This is a genomic window from Bacillus sp. MHSD_36 (assembly GCF_030757775.1).
Lineage (GTDB): Bacteria > Bacillota > Bacilli > Bacillales > Bacillaceae_G > Bacillus_A.
Genome location: NZ_JAVBIS010000002.1, coordinates 297,574 through 316,336, shown reverse-complemented (window position 1 = coordinate 316,336; position 18,763 = coordinate 297,574). Strand labels below are relative to the sequence as shown.

At 36.6% G+C, this 18,763-nt stretch carries 20 protein-coding genes and 1 riboswitch; of the genes, 11 read left to right on the top strand and 9 right to left on the bottom strand.

Translation table 11 applies throughout. The features are described from left to right. Positions 1-80 precede the first annotated feature (80 nt). The 7 genes from bioA to Q9B79_RS09655 all read left to right on the top strand — a co-directional run bounded on the left by bioA (position 81) and on the right by Q9B79_RS09655 (position 6,514). Positions 81-1,469, top strand: coding sequence for an adenosylmethionine--8-amino-7-oxononanoate transaminase (gene bioA / locus Q9B79_RS09685; protein ID WP_306183752.1), 1,389 nt, complete (start codon positions 81-83; stop codon positions 1,467-1,469). Beyond that, a complete protein-coding gene (gene bioD, locus Q9B79_RS09680; RefSeq protein WP_306183750.1) occupies positions 1,469-2,197 on the top strand; it encodes an ATP-dependent dethiobiotin synthetase BioD in 729 nt (242 codons plus the stop codon). The genes bioA and bioD overlap by 1 nt, the downstream gene beginning before the upstream one ends. Next, entirely contained in the window at positions 2,163-3,350 is a 1,188-nt protein-coding gene (gene bioF / locus Q9B79_RS09675; RefSeq protein ID WP_306183748.1) for an 8-amino-7-oxononanoate synthase, read from the top strand. The genes bioD and bioF overlap by 35 nt, the downstream gene beginning before the upstream one ends. Next, positions 3,347-4,087, top strand: a complete 741-nt coding sequence (locus tag Q9B79_RS09670; RefSeq protein ID WP_306183746.1) for an alpha/beta fold hydrolase — start codon at positions 3,347-3,349, stop codon at positions 4,085-4,087. Before bioF ends, Q9B79_RS09670 begins: the two co-directional genes overlap by 4 nt. Next, the gene (bioC, locus tag Q9B79_RS09665) at positions 4,053-4,862 is read left to right on the top strand and encodes a malonyl-ACP O-methyltransferase BioC (protein WP_306183744.1); all 810 of its coding nucleotides are present in this window, start codon (positions 4,053-4,055) and stop codon (positions 4,860-4,862) included. Before Q9B79_RS09670 ends, bioC begins: the two co-directional genes overlap by 35 nt. 1 nt (position 4,863) lies before the next feature. Beyond that, complete coding sequence (gene bioB, locus Q9B79_RS09660) at positions 4,864-5,862, top strand: biotin synthase (protein WP_000815849.1); 999 nt, start codon at positions 4,864-4,866, stop codon at positions 5,860-5,862. 331 nt (positions 5,863-6,193) lie between these two features. Continuing rightward, positions 6,194-6,514, top strand: coding sequence for a hypothetical protein (locus Q9B79_RS09655; RefSeq protein ID WP_000549778.1), 321 nt, complete (start codon positions 6,194-6,196; stop codon positions 6,512-6,514). Positions 6,515-6,537: 23 nt separating this feature from the next. On the opposite strand, the gene ribH is transcribed toward Q9B79_RS09655, so the two are convergent. The 5 genes from ribH to Q9B79_RS09630 form a co-directional block, all read right to left on the bottom strand. Then, entirely contained in the window at positions 6,538-6,999 is a 462-nt protein-coding gene (gene ribH / locus Q9B79_RS09650) for a 6,7-dimethyl-8-ribityllumazine synthase (RefSeq protein ID WP_000230889.1), read from the bottom strand. Positions 7,000-7,017: 18 nt separating this feature from the next. Beyond that, a complete protein-coding gene (ribBA, locus tag Q9B79_RS09645; RefSeq protein WP_306183742.1) occupies positions 7,018-8,211 on the bottom strand; it encodes a bifunctional 3,4-dihydroxy-2-butanone 4-phosphate synthase/GTP cyclohydrolase II in 1,194 nt (397 codons plus the stop codon). 12 nt (positions 8,212-8,223) lie between these two features. Further along, complete coding sequence (gene ribE, locus Q9B79_RS09640; protein WP_306183740.1) at positions 8,224-8,868, bottom strand: riboflavin synthase; 645 nt, start codon at positions 8,866-8,868, stop codon at positions 8,224-8,226. Continuing rightward, positions 8,850-9,962, bottom strand: coding sequence for a bifunctional diaminohydroxyphosphoribosylaminopyrimidine deaminase/5-amino-6-(5-phosphoribosylamino)uracil reductase RibD (gene ribD, locus Q9B79_RS09635; RefSeq protein ID WP_306183738.1), 1,113 nt, complete (start codon positions 9,960-9,962; stop codon positions 8,850-8,852). The genes ribE and ribD overlap by 19 nt, the downstream gene beginning before the upstream one ends. Positions 9,963-10,271: 309 nt before the next feature. Further along, positions 10,272-10,415, bottom strand: a riboswitch (FMN riboswitch). A 188-nt stretch (positions 10,416-10,603) separates the two neighbouring features. Next, entirely contained in the window at positions 10,604-10,810 is a 207-nt protein-coding gene (locus tag Q9B79_RS09630) for a CDGSH iron-sulfur domain-containing protein (protein ID WP_001151582.1), read from the bottom strand. Positions 10,811-10,949: 139 nt separating this feature from the next. Here Q9B79_RS09630 and Q9B79_RS09625 point away from each other — a divergent pair, with 139 nt between their 5' ends. Continuing rightward, positions 10,950-11,195, top strand: coding sequence for a DUF2552 family protein (locus Q9B79_RS09625; protein ID WP_000360810.1), 246 nt, complete (start codon positions 10,950-10,952; stop codon positions 11,193-11,195). Positions 11,196-11,205: 10 nt separating this feature from the next. Here the strand turns inward: Q9B79_RS09625 and Q9B79_RS09620 are convergent, their stop codons facing one another. Further along, positions 11,206-12,129, bottom strand: coding sequence for an alpha/beta hydrolase (locus Q9B79_RS09620; RefSeq protein WP_306183734.1), 924 nt, complete (start codon positions 12,127-12,129; stop codon positions 11,206-11,208). 81 nt (positions 12,130-12,210) lie between these two features. Here Q9B79_RS09620 and Q9B79_RS09615 point away from each other — a divergent pair, with 81 nt between their 5' ends. Both Q9B79_RS09615 and Q9B79_RS09610 read left to right on the top strand, forming a co-directional pair. Next, the gene (locus Q9B79_RS09615; protein WP_306183732.1) at positions 12,211-12,690 is read left to right on the top strand and encodes a GNAT family N-acetyltransferase; all 480 of its coding nucleotides are present in this window, start codon (positions 12,211-12,213) and stop codon (positions 12,688-12,690) included. Between the two features lie 102 nt (positions 12,691-12,792). Further along, the gene (locus Q9B79_RS09610; protein ID WP_306183731.1) at positions 12,793-13,656 is read left to right on the top strand and encodes a LacI family DNA-binding transcriptional regulator; all 864 of its coding nucleotides are present in this window, start codon (positions 12,793-12,795) and stop codon (positions 13,654-13,656) included. 23 nt (positions 13,657-13,679) lie between these two features. Here Q9B79_RS09610 and Q9B79_RS09605 read toward each other — a convergent pair whose 3' ends face one another. Continuing rightward, positions 13,680-14,999, bottom strand: a complete 1,320-nt coding sequence (locus tag Q9B79_RS09605) for a Na+/H+ antiporter family protein (RefSeq protein ID WP_306183729.1) — start codon at positions 14,997-14,999, stop codon at positions 13,680-13,682. Between the two features lie 284 nt (positions 15,000-15,283). After that, positions 15,284-16,282 carry an alpha/beta fold hydrolase gene (locus Q9B79_RS09600; RefSeq protein WP_306183727.1) on the bottom strand — a complete coding sequence of 333 codons (999 nt, stop codon included), beginning with the start codon at positions 16,280-16,282 and terminating at the stop codon, positions 15,284-15,286. Between the two features lie 121 nt (positions 16,283-16,403). On the opposite strand from Q9B79_RS09600, the gene Q9B79_RS09595 reads away from it, so the two are divergent. Beyond that, the gene (locus Q9B79_RS09595) at positions 16,404-16,880 is read left to right on the top strand and encodes a ribbon-helix-helix domain-containing protein (RefSeq protein ID WP_306183725.1); all 477 of its coding nucleotides are present in this window, start codon (positions 16,404-16,406) and stop codon (positions 16,878-16,880) included. Positions 16,881-17,003: 123 nt separating this feature from the next. Here Q9B79_RS09595 and Q9B79_RS09590 read toward each other — a convergent pair whose 3' ends face one another. Beyond that, positions 17,004-18,593, bottom strand: a complete 1,590-nt coding sequence (locus Q9B79_RS09590; RefSeq protein ID WP_306183723.1) for a bifunctional metallophosphatase/5'-nucleotidase — start codon at positions 18,591-18,593, stop codon at positions 17,004-17,006. Positions 18,594-18,763 lie beyond the last annotated feature (170 nt).

The window sequence follows — 18,763 nt, the reverse complement described above, 5'->3', positions numbered from 1 at the left end:
TTGATTTAAAAATAATTGACAGTCATTTAGATTTAATGTTAACTATATTTATAAACTAGTTGACATTAGGGGTGACAATTGTGACTTTTAGTAAGAGTACGACTGACAAACCGTCATATACATATGAAGAGTTATCGGAGAAAAATAAAGCCTATGTATGGCATCCGTTTACACAAATGAAGGATTATTTAGAAGAAGATCCTGTCATTATTGAACGAGGAGAGGGAAGAAAGCTATACGATGTAAAGGGAAATGAATATTGGGACGGTGTTTCATCTATTTGGTTAAATGTTCATGGACATCAAGTACCGGAACTAGATGAGGCAATTCGTAAACAATTAAATAAAATTGCCCATTCTACTATGTTAGGACTTGCTAACGTTCCATCTATTTTATTAGCGGAAAAAATAATTGAAGTTGTACCAGAAGGTTTGAAGAAAGTATTTTATTCAGACTCTGGTTCTAGCGCCGTTGAAATTGCAATTAAGATGGCTTTTCAATATTGGCAGCATAAAGGGAAACCGAAGAAACAAAGATTTGTTACATTAAAAGAAGCATATCATGGCGACACAATTGGAGCTGTTTCAGTAGGAGCAATAGACTTATTTCACCAAGTGTATAGTTCACTTTTATTTGAGGCAATTAAAATGCCATATCCATATACATATCGTTCTCCTTATGGAAATGATAAGGAGGAAATTGTGAAAAAACATTTAGAAGAAATGGAAGAGCTGCTAAAAGATAAACATGAAGAAATTGCGGCGCTTATTGTAGAACCTTTAATGCAAGGTGCTGGCGGTATGATTACAATGCCAAAAGGATACTTAAAAGGGCTACGTAATTTATGTACGAAATATAATGTTTTATTTATTACAGATGAGGTAGCGACTGGATTTGGGCGTACTGGAAAAATGTTTGCATGTGAACATGAAAATATAACACCGGACATTTTAACAGCCGGGAAAGGTTTAACGGGCGGATATTTACCAGTTGCAATTACTGTAACGACAGATGAAGTTTATAATGCCTTTTTAGGAGGCTATGAAGAACAAAAAACGTTTTTCCACGGACATAGTTATACAGGGAATCCATTAGGGTGTGCGGTAGCAATTGCGAATCTAGAACTATATGAAAAAACAAATTTAATAGAAGAAGTAGCGCGTAAAACAGAATATGTGGCGACGCAATTAGAGGAACTCTTTGCATATAAACATGTAGGGGATATTCGTCAGTGCGGGTTAATGATTGGAATTGAACTTGTGAAGAATAAGGAAACGAAAGAAGCGTTTGAATGGACAGAGAGAGTTGGGGTTCAAGTATGTAAACGCTCGAGAGAACTAGGCATGATTATCCGACCGCTCGGTAATACGATTGTATTTATGCCTCCACTTGCTTCTACAATTGAGGAGATTGATGATATGTTACGCATTTTGTATAAAGCAATCTCGGATGTTACGGAGGGAGAATAATGAGTGGTTTTTTTATAACAGCAACGGATACTGAAGTGGGGAAAACAGTAGTCGCCGGTGCATTAGCAGGTGTATTTAGAGAATTGGGATATAATATCGGGGTATATAAACCGTTGCAAAGTGGACATGTTGCATCAAATCCAGAGGGAGATGCAGCAAGGCTAAAAGCATTATCAGGTGTACCGACAAAAGAAGATGAAATTTGCCCTTATTCTATTGAAGAGCCGCTTGCTCCGAGACTTGCCATGAAAAGAGCTGGAAGAGTAGTACATGTACAGGACATTATTCATCACTATAATGAACGATTGAAAGAGTTTAATAGTCTACTTGTAGAAGGAGCAGGTGGATTAGCTGTTCCGTATACAGAGGACGCTTTAGTAATTGATTTCGCAAAAGAATTACAACTTCCACTTATTGTAATAGCACGCCCTACATTAGGGACAGTAAATCATACAGTTTTAACGATTGCTTATGCAAAGGCACATGGTTTAACAGTAGCAGGTGTAATTTTATCTGGCTGCAAAGAATGCGAAATGGAAAGAGTACAAGAAAATAAAGAAATGATTGAAGAGCTAAGTGGGGTACCGGTTATAGGTTTATTACCATTCTTTGAAGGTGAGTTTACAAAAGAAGAAGTCTTGGAATCTGCTAAAGAATATATAATGATTTCAAAATTAGAGGAGCTTATCCGAAATGAATCAAACGTGGCGCACACATCTTCAATCTAAATTGCAACAATTAAATGAGCAAGGGCAGTATCGCAATTTGCATGTAACAGAACAAGCAGAAGAGACATGGCTTATTCGAGATGAGAAAAGGATGCTAAATTTAGCGTCAAATAATTATTTAGGATTAGCTGGTGATGAAAGGTTAAAAGAAGCTGCTATTGCATGCACAAGAAAATATGGAGCAGGGGCGACGGCATCAAGACTAGTTGTAGGAAATTATTCACTGTATGAAGAGGTTGAGAGAAGTATATGTGATTGGAAAGGCACTGAAAAAGCCTTAGTTGTAAATAGTGGATATACCGCAAATGTTGGGGTGATCTCTTCATTAGCGAGTCGTCACGATATTGTGTTTAGTGACAAATTAAATCATGCAAGTATCGTCGATGGAATTATATTAAGCGGGGCAGAGCATAAAAGGTATCGTCATAATGATTTAAATCATCTGGAGACGTTGTTAAAAACAGCATCTCCTGAAAAGAAGAAATTAATCGTAACAGATACTGTTTTTAGTATGGATGGTGATACTGCGTATTTGAGGGAGTTAGTGGAGCTGAAAGAGAAATACGGGGCAATCATTATAGTTGATGAAGCACATGCGAGTGGAATATATGGAATCGGCGGAGCTGGATTATCTCATATAGAAGAAGATCTTGCTCAAAACATAGATATACATATGGGGACGTTTAGTAAGGCTTTAGGGTGTTATGGTGCGTATTTGACAGGCGATGCAATTTATATAGAGTATTTACACAATATGATGAGAAGCTTTATTTTTACTACTGCATTACCGCCAGGAACATTAGGAGCGGTACAAAAAGCAATTGAAATTGTAAAAGAAGATAATGAAAGAAGAGAGAGGCTTATAGAGAATGGAGCATATTTCAGAAACCATTTACGAGAAGCTGGTTTTGATATAGGAAATAGCTCAACTCATATTGTACCGATCGTAGTCGGTTCAAATGAAACAGCTTTACGGTTTAGTAAAAGGTTGCAACAGGTAGGGATTGCTGCAATTGCAATTCGTCCACCAACGGTTCCAGTTAAAAGTTCACGGGTCCGTTTTGCAGTTACATCCCAACATACAATAGCTGATTTGAACTGGGCTATTCAGCATATTATACGCATTGGTAAAGAAGAGGGGTTTTTAGTATGAAAGAGCTAAAGATTATTTTTATTCCTGGGTGGGGAATGGAAGAAAATATTTGGACTTTAGTTCTGCCGTATTTTAAAGGATATTCTGTTCAATGTATCAATTGGCGTAATGTGAAAGAACAAAGTGAATTTGCAGGGCGAATAATAGATGTAGCAAAGGATGAAAATGTAATTTTAGTTGGGTGGTCATTAGGGGCGTTAGCGGCAGTTGAAGCTCATAAAAAGATTAAGGCAAAAGGTATCGTATTAATTGGTGGTACTGCCAAATTTATAAATACGAGCGACTATACGAGTGGATGGAATGCTTTGCATGTAGAACGGCTAAAAAAGAATTTGGCGAGAAAGAAAGAAGATACGCTCAAGCGGTTTTATGAAAATATGTTTACGAAAGATGAGCTGAAAGAGAATAAAAGCTTTGAAGATATAATAAAACACTTTAAAGGTGATTCTATTCAGTCTTTACAATTAGGTTTAGATTATTTAATAGAAACAGATATGAGAGAAGAACTGAAAGAAGTTAAAGTTCCTATCCTACTTATTCACGGAGAGCAGGATGTAATATGTCCATTGTCTGCAGCACGTAATATGGCTAAGAATGAGACTGCTATGCTCAAGGTAGTAAATAAGGCTGGACATGCATTATGCGTAACGAATTTCGAATATTGCGTAAATGAAATAATTCAATTTGTAGAGGGGATACGACATGATCAACAAAACGTTACTACAAAAACGGTTTAACGTGGCAGCTGTATCCTACGATCAATATGCAAATGTACAAAAAAAGATGGCACATTCATTACTTTCTACATTAAATCAGCGATATAGTGCAAATGCATCGATACGTATTTTAGAACTTGGATGCGGGACAGGATATGTTACAGAGCAATTATCAAACTTATTTCCGAAAGCACATATTACAGCTATTGATTTTGCTGAAAGTATGATTGCAGTTGCGAAAAATAGAAAAAATGTAAACAATGTAACATTTTACTGTGAGGATATCGAAAGATTACGACTAGAAGAAACGTATGATGTCATTATTTCAAATGCCACATTTCAATGGCTAAATGATTTAAAACAAGTGATAAGAAATTTATTTCATCATTTGTCTATAGATGGAATATTACTCTTTTCAACGTTTGGACAGGAAACATTTCAAGAATTGCATGCTTCGTTCCAGCGGGCGAAAGAAGAAAAAAATATACAAAATGAAACATCGATTGGGCAACGTTTTTATTCGAAAAATCAGTTGCTCCATATATGTGAGATAGAAACAGGGGATGTACATGTTTCTGAAACATGTTACATAGAGAGATTTACAAAAGTTAGGGAGTTTCTACATTCTATTCGTAAAGTAGGAGCGACCAATAGTAATAAAGAATCATATTGTCAAAGTCCCTCACTCTTTCGTGCGATGCTTCGTATATACGAAAGAGACTTCACGGAAAATGAAGGGATAATGGCAACGTATCATGCTTTATTTGTGCATATAACAAAAGAGGGGAAGAGATGAAATGAAACAAGTACAAACAAAAAGGGATTGGAAAAAACTTGCATACGACGTAGTAGAAGAGAAAATGATTACGAAAGAAGATGCAATAGCGATATTAGAGGCTGACGATACAGAGATTTTAGAAATTATGAATGCAGCTTACATCATTCGCCATCATCACTTTGGTAAGAAAGTAAAATTAAATATGATTATTAATACGAAGTCTGGATTATGCCCTGAAGATTGCGGATATTGTTCACAATCTATTATTTCAGAAGCACCGATTGATAAATATGCATGGCTAACGCAGGAAAAGATTGTAGAAGGAGCACATGAAGCAATTCGCCGTAAAGCGGGTACATATTGTATTGTGGCGTCTGGTCGTCGTCCGACGGATAAAGAGGTCAATCACGTAATTGGAGCAGTTAAGGAGATTCGTGAAACGACAGATTTAAAGATTTGTTGTTGTTTAGGTTTCTTAAATGAAGATCAAGCAGGACGTTTAGCGGAAGCGGGCGTACATCGTTATAACCATAACTTAAATACACATGCAAATAATTATGAAAGCATTTGCTCGACTCATACGTATGACGATCGTGTTGATACAGTTCAAAAAGCGAAACAAGCGGGCATTTCACCATGCTCAGGAGCGATTTTTGGAATGGGAGAGACAATAGAAGAGCGTGCTGAAATTGCATTCGAATTACAACGTATAGATGCAGATTCAATTCCATGTAATTTCCTTGTTGCTGTAAAGGGTACGCCGCTTGAAGGGCAAAAGGAGTTAACACCAGTAGAATGTTTAAAAGTGCTGGCGATGATGCGCTTTGTAAACCCAACGAAAGAAATTCGTATTTCAGGAGGGCGTGAAATTAATTTACGTTCTGTACAGCCAATCGGTTTATTTGCAGCGAACTCTATTTTTGTTGGAGACTACTTAACGACAGCTGGACAAGAACCGACTGCAGACTGGGGTATGATTGAAGATTTAGGGTTTGAGATTGAGGAATGTGCATTATAAGATAGAAAAAAGCAAACTTATAAAAGAGTTTGCTTTTTTTGTAAATAAAATGTAATAAATAATTGTGAACGCTTGGTACTATTGGCTTTTGAGCGAAAAAAAGAATTTTGGTGGACGAATTTTCCAAGCCCCAATTGTACATAGTAAATATGTAATTTATCCGACTTTAATGGGCAGTAAGACCCCCACCTCAAAATTCAGCGAAAGCAAAGAAGTTAGGTGGGGGATCAACTGCCCATAAAAGTCCGATTGGTTCAACTAATAATCAGTGGGGGATGAAGAACCCCCCACTGATTAAAGTTTCACTTTATATTGGGTTGGAGGATTTTACATGCACAAATATATATTAGCGATAATGACTTGTCTAATTTTACTAAAAGCGATAAGTGCTGATCCAGTTAAGGCCGCCGAAAATCCTGAACAAAAAGAGATGCAACAACGAATTGAACAACATTTTCGAACGAAAGCTGAACATTTTGGATTGAAAACAGAAGGGAAAGATTTAAAGGAAGTACGAAAAGAAATTACTATCATAGAAGAAGCGAAGAAAAGAGAGAATGTATGGAGAACAGCACAAACGCTTCGTATACAAACAGAAGGAAAAACAATGGATGAATTAATAAAAGATGTACGGAAAAAAGTAAAGAAATAAAAAAGAGGCCGCAGCCTCTTTTTTTATGCCCATTGTTTTGATAAGTGAGCCATTTCAATCGCAGCAACGGCAGATTCATAGCCTTTATTACCAGCTTTCGTGCCTGCGCGTTCAATCGCTTGCTCGATTGTTTCGGTCGTTAATACACCGAAAATAACTGGGATGTCTGTTTGTAGTGATAAAGATGCAACACCTTTTGCCACTTCATTACAAACGTAATCGTAATGTGTTGTAGCACCGCGAATGACAGTGCCTAACGTAATAACAGCATCATACTTCCCGCTATTAGCCATCTTTTTAGCGATTAAAGGAATTTCAAATGCACCAGGAACCCAAGCAACATCAATATCAGCTTCTTCTACACCGTGACGCTTTAATCCATCTAAAGCTCCGCCAAGTAACTTACTTGTAATAAATTCATTAAAACGTCCAACAACAACCCCAACTTTTAATCCTGTACCAACTAAATGACCTTCGAATACCATAATAAATCTCTCCTTTAATTATAAGTTTAGTAAATGTCCTAATTTGTTTACTTTTGTTTGTAAATACGTTTTATTCTCTTCTTTTGTTGGCATTTGTAACGGTACACGCTCGATTACTTCTAAATCGTAACCTTGTAAGCCAGCAATTTTTCGAGGATTATTCGTTAATAATCGTAAACGTTGTAAACCTAAATCTTTTAATATTTGAGCGCCAATACCGTAATCACGTAAATCAGCTGGGAATCCAAGCTTTTCATTTGCTTCTACAGTATCGAAGCCTTCTTCTTGTAACTTATAAGCGCGAAGCTTATTCAGAAGTCCAATGCCTCGTCCTTCTTGTCTCATATAAAGAAGAACGCCTTTTCCTTCACGCTCAATTTGAGTAAGTGCAGCATGGAGTTGTGGTCCGCAATCACAGCGGCACGAGCCAAATACATCTCCTGTTAAGCACTCTGAATGAACGCGTACAAGTACAGGCTCTCCTGTTGAAATATCACCTTTTACGAGTGCGATATGCTCTTTCGAATCTAATGAATTAGAATAGCCAATCGCATGGAAAGTACCGAAATCTGTAGGTAATGTAATTTCCACTTCTCGCGTCACTAATGTTTCATGGTGGCGGCGATAAGCAATTAAATCTTCTATTGTAATCATTTTTATATCAAATTGTTTTGCGCACTGTAGTAAATCAGGTACGCGTGCCATCGTACCATCCTCATTAATAATTTCGCAAATGACGCCAGCTGGTTCTGCTCCGCAAAGCTGTGCTAAATCGACAGCAGCTTCTGTGTGACCAGCACGGCGCAGGACACCGCCTTCTTTCGCAATTAATGGAAAGATATGCCCAGGACGATTGAAATCAGCCCCTTTTGATGCAGGATTTAACAATTCTTGTATCGTAGTTGCACGTTCGTGAGCGCTAATTCCTGTTGTTGTAGAAACGTGATCAATACTCACTGTAAATGCAGTATGATGCGAATCCGTATTATGAGCTACCATCGGTTCTAATTGTAGACGTTCTGCGTACCCTTCTGTAATCGGTACACAAACGAGGCCGCGTCCATGTGTAATCATAAAATTAATTGTTTCTGGCGTAATATACTCTGCTAAAGCGATAAAGTCGCCTTCATTTTCGCGGTTTTCATCATCACATACGATAACGACTTTTCCTTGTTTTAAATCTTCTAGAGCTTCTTCAATACGATGAAACATCATGCTTCCCCCTTATAGAAATCCGTTTTCTTGTAAAAAGCTTTCGGTCATTGAATTTGTTCGTTTTACAGGTTTAGAAATAAAGCGTTCGATATATTTACCAATCATGTCGCACTCAATGTTTACGATGTCACCGGTGTTCTTTTCTCCAATAACAGATTCGCTTACTGTGTGCGGGATGAGTGAAATGGTAATGGAAGATTCGTCCATATCAAATATTGTTAAACTCGTTCCATCAACAGCAACGGATCCTTTATGCAAACAATAGCGCAGCAACTCATCAGCAATAGTTATTTTGTAATAGGCGGCATTATAGTGTTGTTTTTTGCTTAAAATCGTCCCGATGCCATCAATATGCCCTGAAACGAAATGTCCACCGAATCGTCCATTTGCCGCCATTGCACGTTCTAAATTTACTTTGCATTGCGGTTTAAGCATGCGAAGTGATGTTGATTGCATCGTTTCAGGCATTGCGTCTACTGTGAATGAAGTTGTTGTGAAACTCGTTACAGTTAAGCAAATACCGTTCACCGCGATACTATCACCTAGGTGGACATCTGATAAAATTTTATTTGCATGGATCGTTAACTTCATCGCTTCTCCGCTTTGTTGCATGTTTGCAATCGTTCCTAATTCTTCTACAATTCCTGTAAACATTCCGTCACCTCACTTCGGGCATGCGCAACAATTTTTATATCATCGCCAATTTGTTTCATCTCTTGAATTTTCAAGGAAAGTGCATCTTGTAATGTTGAAAAACCATTTCCACCAAATAAAGTAGGGGCATCATTCCCGCCAATTAATTTTGGGCTTATATAAGTTATAATTTCATTGAAATTATTTGTTTGTAAGAAACTTGCATGAACTGTTTGACCACCTTCGACGAAAAGAGATAGCATTTGTTTTTCACCGAGTAGGTCTAAAACATCTTGAATTTCAATTTGCTTCGTTTTCATTTGGAATATCACTATATTTTCAGATTCATAAGAAGCTATTTTCTCATTATTTACATCCTTACCGACAAAAATCCATGTCGGTGCTAAGCCATCTGTTATGACATGAGAAGATGGTGGCGTTCGTAAATGGGTATCTAAAATAACGCGTATAGGATGTTTACCCCCGTTAGGAATTCTTGTTGTTAAATGCGGATTATCAGCTATAACTGTATTCACTCCAACGAGAATCGCATCATGTGTATGGCGATATTGGTGAACATCAGCTCGTGCTTTTTCACCTGTAATCCACTTACTTTCACCAGTGACAGTCGCTGTTTTTCCGTCTAAGCTCATTGCTGTTTTTATTGTTACAAATGGACGTTTCGTTTTCATGTAGTGAAAAAAGTAGCGATTTAATAAAAGTGCTTCCGCTTCAAGAACACCAGTAGTTACTTGGATGCCAGCTTCTTCTAATCTCTTTTTTCCATTACCAGATACGAGTGGATTACAATCAAGAGTAGCAATTACAACGCGCTTAACTTCTTTTTTGATGAGTAATTCACAGCAAGGTGGTGTTTTTCCAAAATGGCTACACGGTTCAAGTGTTACATACACGGTAGCTCCTTTTGCTTTTTCACCAGCCATATGAAGAGCATGAACTTCTGCGTGTTCTTCACCAGCACGTAAATGAGCCCCCATACCGACGATGTTTCCGTCTTTTACAACAACAGCACCAACCATAGGATTTGGACTTGTTTGTCCGGATGTTCCTTCTGCTAACTGCAGGGCAAGCCTCATATATTCTTGATCTGTCATTCTTTTCACCTCTCCTGAAAAAATCAAAAAACCCCAAGGATTTTATATCCTTGGGGTTTGGGAGATGTGATTTCTAGAAATATAGTTCGAATACGAAAGTATAGGAAAGAAACCTAACGATGATTGATATTTTGGCATAAGGAAAAAACCTAGCAAAATATCGAATTTTTCAAACGCTAGTCGTATCTTTTTATTCCAGTATAGAAACATAAGTATACAAAATAAAACATATATAAAGATTCAAAATGAAACTTTAAAAATATACATACTGAAATAAAAGTGTATTCGCTATATAAGATTACTAGAAAACATATCCTTCTCCCATCCAGACTATACTGTCGGCCCTAGAGTTTCACTAGATCCACCGTTTTCGAGTTGAAAACGGGTCACGGACTTAGAAGTTTGCACTTCATCACCGCCGGTTGGGAATTTCACCCGACCCCGAAGGATGTTGTTTGCTCAAATTATAGCACAAAAAAGACAAAAGGCTAGTAAAAAATATTCGAATGTGAAGAATTGTGTGAAAATATAGGTAGCCTGGCATGGAGACAAAAGTATTAGAAATGTTGTAAGGAGAAGGGGATAACGGAGTTGTAAAAAGAAAAACATGCACAAAAAAAATGTGCATGTTACATGTGAAATTATTCTGCTTCTGGTGCTCTAACAACAGATTCGAATTTACCTTTATGCGAAGCATCGCAATAAGGCATATTTTTTGATAAACCACAACGGCATAAAGAAAATGCCGGTTTTGCTGGGAATACATTCCCTTGTGAATCAACTAATTCCACGTCCCCTGTAACGCGAAAAGAGCCATTATCATTTACTTTAATTTGTACTTTAGCCAACGCTATCCCTCCTTCCCAAACGCTTAATTTCATCATATAATCAAGAGAAGTACTTGACAATATCAAATGAGCACTTTCTTTGGGAGAGAAGAGAGTGTTATAATGTTTTTTATAACTGACTAGAGTAAGGTGACGAAAGATGGATAAACAATTACGTACATTACGAAATATTGCAAATGAGCGCACGTGGGCATCATTTTTGAATGATAATCATCCATATAGTTTGTTACACTGGTCCATTGCCGGTGTAGGACAAGAGTCAAAGGATGTTTGGCTACTTCAAGATGAAGTAACATTTCAAACGACAGAATTTCCAACGTTAGATGATGCAATGCAATGGATTTCTGAAAATATGGAACAAGTTACAGACGTTTTAGCGCAATAAAAAAACAGGCTTATGCAAGCCTGTTTTTTGTTTCTTTTACAAATGAGTTTAAAAATTGATCAACGGCTGCTTCATACTCTTCTTTATTTTCATTATAAGAGCAAGCGTGTGCGCCGTGTTCTGCAATATAAAGTTGTTTATTGTTTTCCTTCGCGTCATATAGTGCTTTCGTCATATCAGCTAAAATATAATCATCATCTTTACTATGAATAAAGAGGACGGGATTGTTAATGTTTTTTATACAATCGATTGGTGAAACTTCACGAATCGTATAGCCGTCACGCACTTTTAAAAAAGCATTTGCTAAAGGTAATAAAGGCCATTTAGGTAAATGGAATTCAACCTTTAAACGGTGCTGTAATTGTCCGTAGAAATCAGAAAAAGGACAATCTGCAACATAGAAATCAGCGCCATCTTCTACAAGTCCTGCATACTGAAGAAGTGTTGCAGCTCCCATTGATTCACCATGAATACCGAGTGTTATATTTGTTCCAAAACGATTTTTTAGCCAGTCAACTACAGATTTTAAATCATGTTTCTCATAGTATCCATAGCTTGTTGTTTTTCCACCAGTTTTACCATGACGACGATGATCGTAAATAACGACATTATATCCTCTGTTTAAAAATAAGTTTGCATATTTTACAGAGTTCATTTTATTTACAGTTACGCCGTGACAGAAAATCATAAATTTGTTGGAATGACCAGCAGGAATGTAATATCCGTGAAGATCATATCCGAATTGCGAAGGGATATGAATTTCTTCTTTATGAAGAGCATCAAAATCTTCTATACGAAAATGTTTTTTCGTTTCTCTTTCGAGTACTTCTTCCTCTGTTTTTTTCTTTAAGTACATCACTTTATTTGTAAAGAAAATCCCAAGGGCAGTTATCGCACCTAGTACAGTAAACAATGCTGCAAAAAAACGTTTCATACTTTACCTCATCCTCCAAATACCGTTACATGTGATACACTTATATTGTATCACAATGATAGAAACGGGGAGAAATAGGAAATGGTGCATATACAAAAAATTACGCCAGAGATGAAAGAAACAATCAGAATATTCATGTGTGAGAACTGGGGGAGCTCATTAATGGTTTCACGTGGGAAGGGGCATCAATTAGAAGAGTTACCAGGATTTGTTGCGCTCTCTAATGACAGAATAATCGGAATTATAACATATGAAGTGATTGGAAATACGTGCGAAATTGTATCGTTAGACAGCTTTGAAGAAAGAAAAGGAATAGGGACGAAACTTGTAGATTGTGTATTACAAATTGCAGAAGAAGAGCAGTGCGATCGGGTTTGGCTTATTACAACAAATGATAATATGAATGCGTTACGTTTTTACCAAAAACGTAATTTTTTGATGACGAATTTATATGTGAATGCGGTTGAGGAGGCACGAAAAATAAAGAAAGAGATTCCGCTTATTGGGTATGATAATATCCCGATTTTACATGAAATTCAATTAGAATATCGTTTAGTGTAATGATGTAACAATTTTCAGAAATATAAGTTATTAACCTTGACGAATATTGTAATTTAGGTTACCGTAAAATTGTAATCTATTACCATATTAAGGGGTGACGATGTGGCAACTATACGTGATGTTGCAAAATTGGCAGGTGTTTCAGTCGCAACCGTTTCACGAGTTATGAATGAAAAAGGATACGTTCATGAGGACACAGTAAAACAAGTAAAGGAAGCAATTGAGGAATTACGTTATAGGCCAAATAGTGCAGCAAAGCCATTATTTAAAGAGAATTCAACGATAATTGCATTACTTGTAGATAATCTATATGACCCATCAAACATCACTTTGCTACATTGTATTGAGGAAATAGCATATAAAGAAGGATATCAAACTATTGTTTGTAATATAGAGAATAAAGATAGATACATACATATGTTGAAGGAAAATAACGTTGCAGGTGTTATTTTGACAAGATCCGTTTTTAAAAGTATAGGAGAAATCCCACTTCCGTTTGTTGTGATTGATGAAAAAAAATCCCATGCAAATTATTATGAAAGTGGCCAAAGAGCGGTCTCTTTATTAAAAGAAAAAGGCTGTCACTTTCTTGCTTATTTCGGTGAGGGCGAAGATAGTGAAGAAATGGAAGAGTACATATCAGGATTTTTAGACGCTGTTTGGGAGGAGAGAATCTCTTATCGAGAAGTATGTGTACAAGGGTATACGAATAAACAATTTATTACATTATTGCAAACTTATCCGTATATAGATGGAATTGTAACTTCAAGTGATAAGATTACTTTTGAGTTGATTCGAGCAGCAAAAAAATTAAATATCCGTATACCGGATAAATTGAGAATGATTGGACTGAACGGGAGTATAGACAGTGAATGGACAGGTCCGTCATTTATACAAATGGAAAGTTGTATCGAAGAAAATGGGAAAATAGCGATGCAACAATTAAAAGGAAAAATAAAAAAGTAAAAGGTGCGTATAAAACGCACCTTTTATAATGTAATGGCCGCAATAAAGCCGAATATAAGTAACGGTATATTATAATGCAGAAAAGTTGGTACACATGTATCCCATATATGATGGTGTTGACCATCAGCATTTAAACCGGATGTTGGTCCAAGTGTACTATCTGATGCTGGAGATCCTGCATCGCCTAGCGCTCCGGCTGTACCGATAATTGCAATGGTGGCCATTGGACTAAATCCAAGCTGCATGCAAAGAGGTACAAAAATTGTTGTTAAAATAGGGATGGTTGAAAAAGATGAACCAATTCCCATCGTAACAAGAAGTCCAATCACAAGCATAAGAAAGGCTGCGAGTGGTTTATTATTTCCAATTATATGTGCACTTGTTTGTACAAGAGATTCAACATGTCCTGTCTTTCGAAGAACAGCGCCAAATCCAGCGGCTGCAATCATAACAAAACCGATAAAGGACATCATGCGCATTCCGCTTGTTAATATTGCATCTGCTTCTTTAAGAGGTAGACTACCACTTACTGATAAGACGATAATCCCTGCTAAAGCACCGAAAATCATGGATTCTGTTGCTAATTGAACAGTTAATGTGGCAATGATAGATAATAATCCGAAAGTAATGCTACGCTTTGTATAGGGAACGATTTCATTTGAGGTAGTATGAATTTGTTCTGTTTCATACGTACGAGGCTTTCGGTATGTAATGAAAACTGCTACACATAATCCGATAATCATACCGATTGCTGGAATAGTCATTGCTTTTGGAATAAGCGCGACATCAAATGTAAGACCGCTTTGCGCAGCATTTGTTTGCAATACGTCATGATAAATTTTTCCGAACCCTGCTGGAATCCACATATAAGGAGTAATCAATCCGAATGTAATAATACATGTAACAAGTCTGCGATCCACTTTCAATTCATTTAATACTTTTAAAAGTGCTGGAATTAAGATGGGGATGAAAGCGATATGAACAGGAATTACATTTTGTGAGAAACAAGCCATTGTTAAAATGATGAATAGAATAAGTATTTTAGAATAAACTTGTTTTTTTGTGTCTTGTTCATTGCCAATCCATTTTAATGCAGTTTGAATCATGGCATCTGGAAGTCCTGTTTTGGAAAGTGAAATAGCGAAACCGCCGAGCATTGCATAACTTAAAGCGATTGGAGCGCTGTTTCCAAGACCAGTTGTAAAAGTGTTAATCGTTTCTGAAATACCGAGTCCGCCGATAATTCCGCCTGTTAAAGCTCCAACAATGATGGCGACAATGACCTGGACACGTAACAAACTAAGCAATAGCATAACCGCTACTGCGACGAGTACAGCATTCATAATAAATGTAATCTCCCCAAAATTTTATTGTGTTAAGGCAAGTAAATATGAATCACCTTGCTATATTTATCCCGTTTTAATGGGCAGTAAGACCCTCACCTCAAAATGCAGCGAAAGCAAAGAATTTAGGTAGGGGTCGGGCTGCCCATTAAAGTCCGATTGGTGAGGGCTAATAATCAGTGGGGGATAAAGAAACCCCCCACTGATTAAAGTTTCACTTTATATATAGTTGCGACATATTATTATAAATTGTTTTCTATGAAATGTAAAAGAGCCTTTTATTACTAATGCTGAAAAGCTAGCTCTTGTTTAATGGATTGTAAAGATTGAGCGAATAATTCTGGTTCTTCTAAATCGGGAGAATGTGCTGAATTTGGGAACCAAATCATTTTTTTTATGGGCGCTTCTATTACATCACAATACTCCTGAACGAGTGCGTAAGGAGTTTGATAATCGTAGCGACCAGAACAAAAATAAACCGGAATAGATAAACTTGAAATAGAAGAAAAGAAATCGATTGTTAGCATTTCTTCCCATAAAACGCCAGATTTTATATTTCCTGCGAGAAACTTGAACCAATCTAATAGCGTATATTCAGGAGAAAAGAAGCCTTTTCGTATGAAAGAAAAGGAAGATCCGTTTTGGATTGCTCCTCCGAATGTACCAAGCCATTTTCTTTGAATAATAAGGCGTCTCGTATCTAAAAATGGTGGTTTTCCTAATTTTAAAAGAGACGCTAACGCTTTTTTATGATCATGCTTTTTGGCAGAACGAATTAAATGCTGATATAGCAATTCTTCGTTTTGTTTCATATGTACAATCTGACCAATACCGATGTAAGCCTCGATATACTGTGGATATTGATGTGCTATGTTAAGCCCAATAATGCTTCCCCAAGAATGACCAGCGAGAAATAGTTTCTGTTTATTGAACTTTTTAAGTACATATTGAATTACTTCTTTTGCATCGGACACGAATTGTTCGATTGTAAAATTTGCTCCGAAATCTTTCATTGAAAAGGATTTACCTGCTCCGCGCTGATCCCAATTAATTACGATGAAGTGTTTCTCTAATTCTTTTTGGAAATGACGAATAAATCCAATTTGTGCCATGCCCGGTCCGCCATGACAGCATAATAAAATAGGTTGATCTACGTTTTGCCCGCGCATAAGGAGAGTTTGTTTTCGATTATGAATCATAACGCTTTCCATCGTAGCGATACTATTAGGAATGATTTGTTTATTTTCATTATAAAACTGAGGGGTATAGCTACGGAAAAGCATATTGAAAACCTCCTTTTCTGAAATCGTATGAATCGCACAGGCTATTCGTTTTGCATATACTATTAGAAAATCATTGTAACATACCATACTAGTGTCATTTCAACACGGGAGGAGGGAAATTGTGACGATTGGAGAAATTATAGATTGTTTAAATAGACGTGAACCCATCGCTATCATAGCAAAACGTCTTGAAATAAGCCCGTATACATTATCGAAGAAATTAAGATCGATTGGATACGAATATGATGGAGAACAGAAGAAACGTATTTTTGTAGGAGACGGAGAAGAACCTCGTCACTTACAACTCCAAGAAGCGACAGCCCTTCAATATGAGAAAACGGATTATCAATTATTAATTTATAAACAATTACAAAGTATTTATGAGTTATTAAGAAAGAGAGAAGAAGTAATCACGCCGATTATGAGTATAAGTACAGAAAAAAAGAAACGTACTTTTTCTATTAATAAAGAAATATTAGCAAAATTAGACGTTATATCAGAATCGAAAGGAATTCAAAAATCTAAACTTGTAGAAGAAGCGTTACAACAATTTTTACAACAATATGATTTTAACAACACATCCCATTTTGATAAATAAAGAAAAGGATACTATGTTCATTGTAAGAACGAGTATCCTTTTTAGGTTTTACTAATATTGTGAATTAAGTATAAGTGCGTATCCTTTATAATAAAAAATCTGGATCGCATAGTAGGGAAATACTTAATTTATCTTTTGAATTCTTCCATCAATAACTGGCTGAATTGGTTCTTTTAATTGTTTTACGTAATCGACTAGCGCTTCAAAGTCGTTTGGACCAGTTTCTGCATTTTTCCCATTTTGAAATGATACGAATCCATCACCGCCAGAAGCTAAGAAGGCATTTGCAACTACGCTATACGTTTTAGATGGAGATAATTCTTCTCCATTTGTCAAACGTATATTTGTAACTTTTTCCCCGTTTGGTTTATTGGCATCCCACGTATATTGAATACCTGAAATTTGAAGCATACGCGTCGTACCTTTTTGCCACTGCTGATTTAAAATGTCGCGAATATCTTGGCCTGTTAAATCTACTTTAATTAATTGGTTTCCAAAAGGTTGAATGCCGTATAATTCGCCCCATGTAATATCGCCAGCATCTAAGTCATTACGAATACCACCAGGATTCATAAGTGCGATTTGGGCTTGCATCGTTTGACGCTGCGCGTCGGCGATTACATTCCCAAGAGTAGATTCACCAGCATCATTCTGTTTACGGTCGATAGGTGCTGTAGATTTTCCTACAACTTCATTTACAAGTGGTGCAATTTTTTCTTTATATTGATCTATTTTTTGTTTTACTTGTTTATCAGGTTCTACACCTTCATGATATGTTGTAATCACTTCAGCTTTTTTCTTTACAATGTCTTTTGTTTTACGATCAATTGTTACATCTACGTCTGAGAAAGCTGTTCCGTAAGAGTTTGCTTGGACGATTAGTTTATTATTTACAGTACCATTTACATACGTGTGACTATGTCCGCCGAAAATAACGTCAACTTCCGGATCTGTTTCATTTGCAATTCGAGTAAGGTCGCCGTTTGTCACGCCAGACTCATCAGTTGTTCCGCCGACATGGGCAAGGACGACGATGGATTTAACACCGAGACGCTTTAATTGTTGCGTTGATTTATTAATTGCTTCTACTTCGTCAGTGATCTGTACATTTTTAAGCATAGTAGGCATCACGACATTTGGTGTATCAGTTGTAACAACGCCAATGAATCCTACAGGAACACCATCTACCATTTTTACAGTAAATGGTGGTAAAAACAAGCGGCCAGTTGATTTGTTATAGAAATTTGCAGCGACATAAGGGAAGTTTGCGCCTTTGAAATTGCCTGTTTTCTCATGGTAACCACCATAAATAAGTCGGTGCATTTCATCAATACCTTCATCAAATTCATGGTTTCCGATTGTACCAACATCAAATTTTAAGTCATTTAAAAATTCAATCGTTGGTTCGTCTTGTAACAACGCTGAAACTGGTGGACTAGCTCCGACAATATCGCCAGCGTGTACGAGAAGTGTATTCGGGTTTTGCTTTTTACGTTCTTTTAAATAAGTGGCTAAGTAATCAGCGCCACCAGCTTCTTTGTTATTAATTTTTTTAACAGTATCTAGTTGTCCATGGAAATCATTAATACCAAGCATTTGTACGTCTATGTAGCGGTTTTGTTCAGCTGGAGTCTGGGATGGGGGAGCGGCAAATACGGTTGAAAAAGTAATGGTGCTTAAAACGGCAACAGCAGGAATGATTTTTTTCCACATAATGTTCTTCTCCTTTTTTATAATCTGACATCATACGACATAATTTTAATAGATTCATAGGATTATATCTATACAAAAATTTAGTTTTTTCGAAAAATTAACATATTTACAAAAGGTGAATAATAGAGTAAAGAACCTTTTTTATTGGCGAGTTCATTGTGTATCTACTA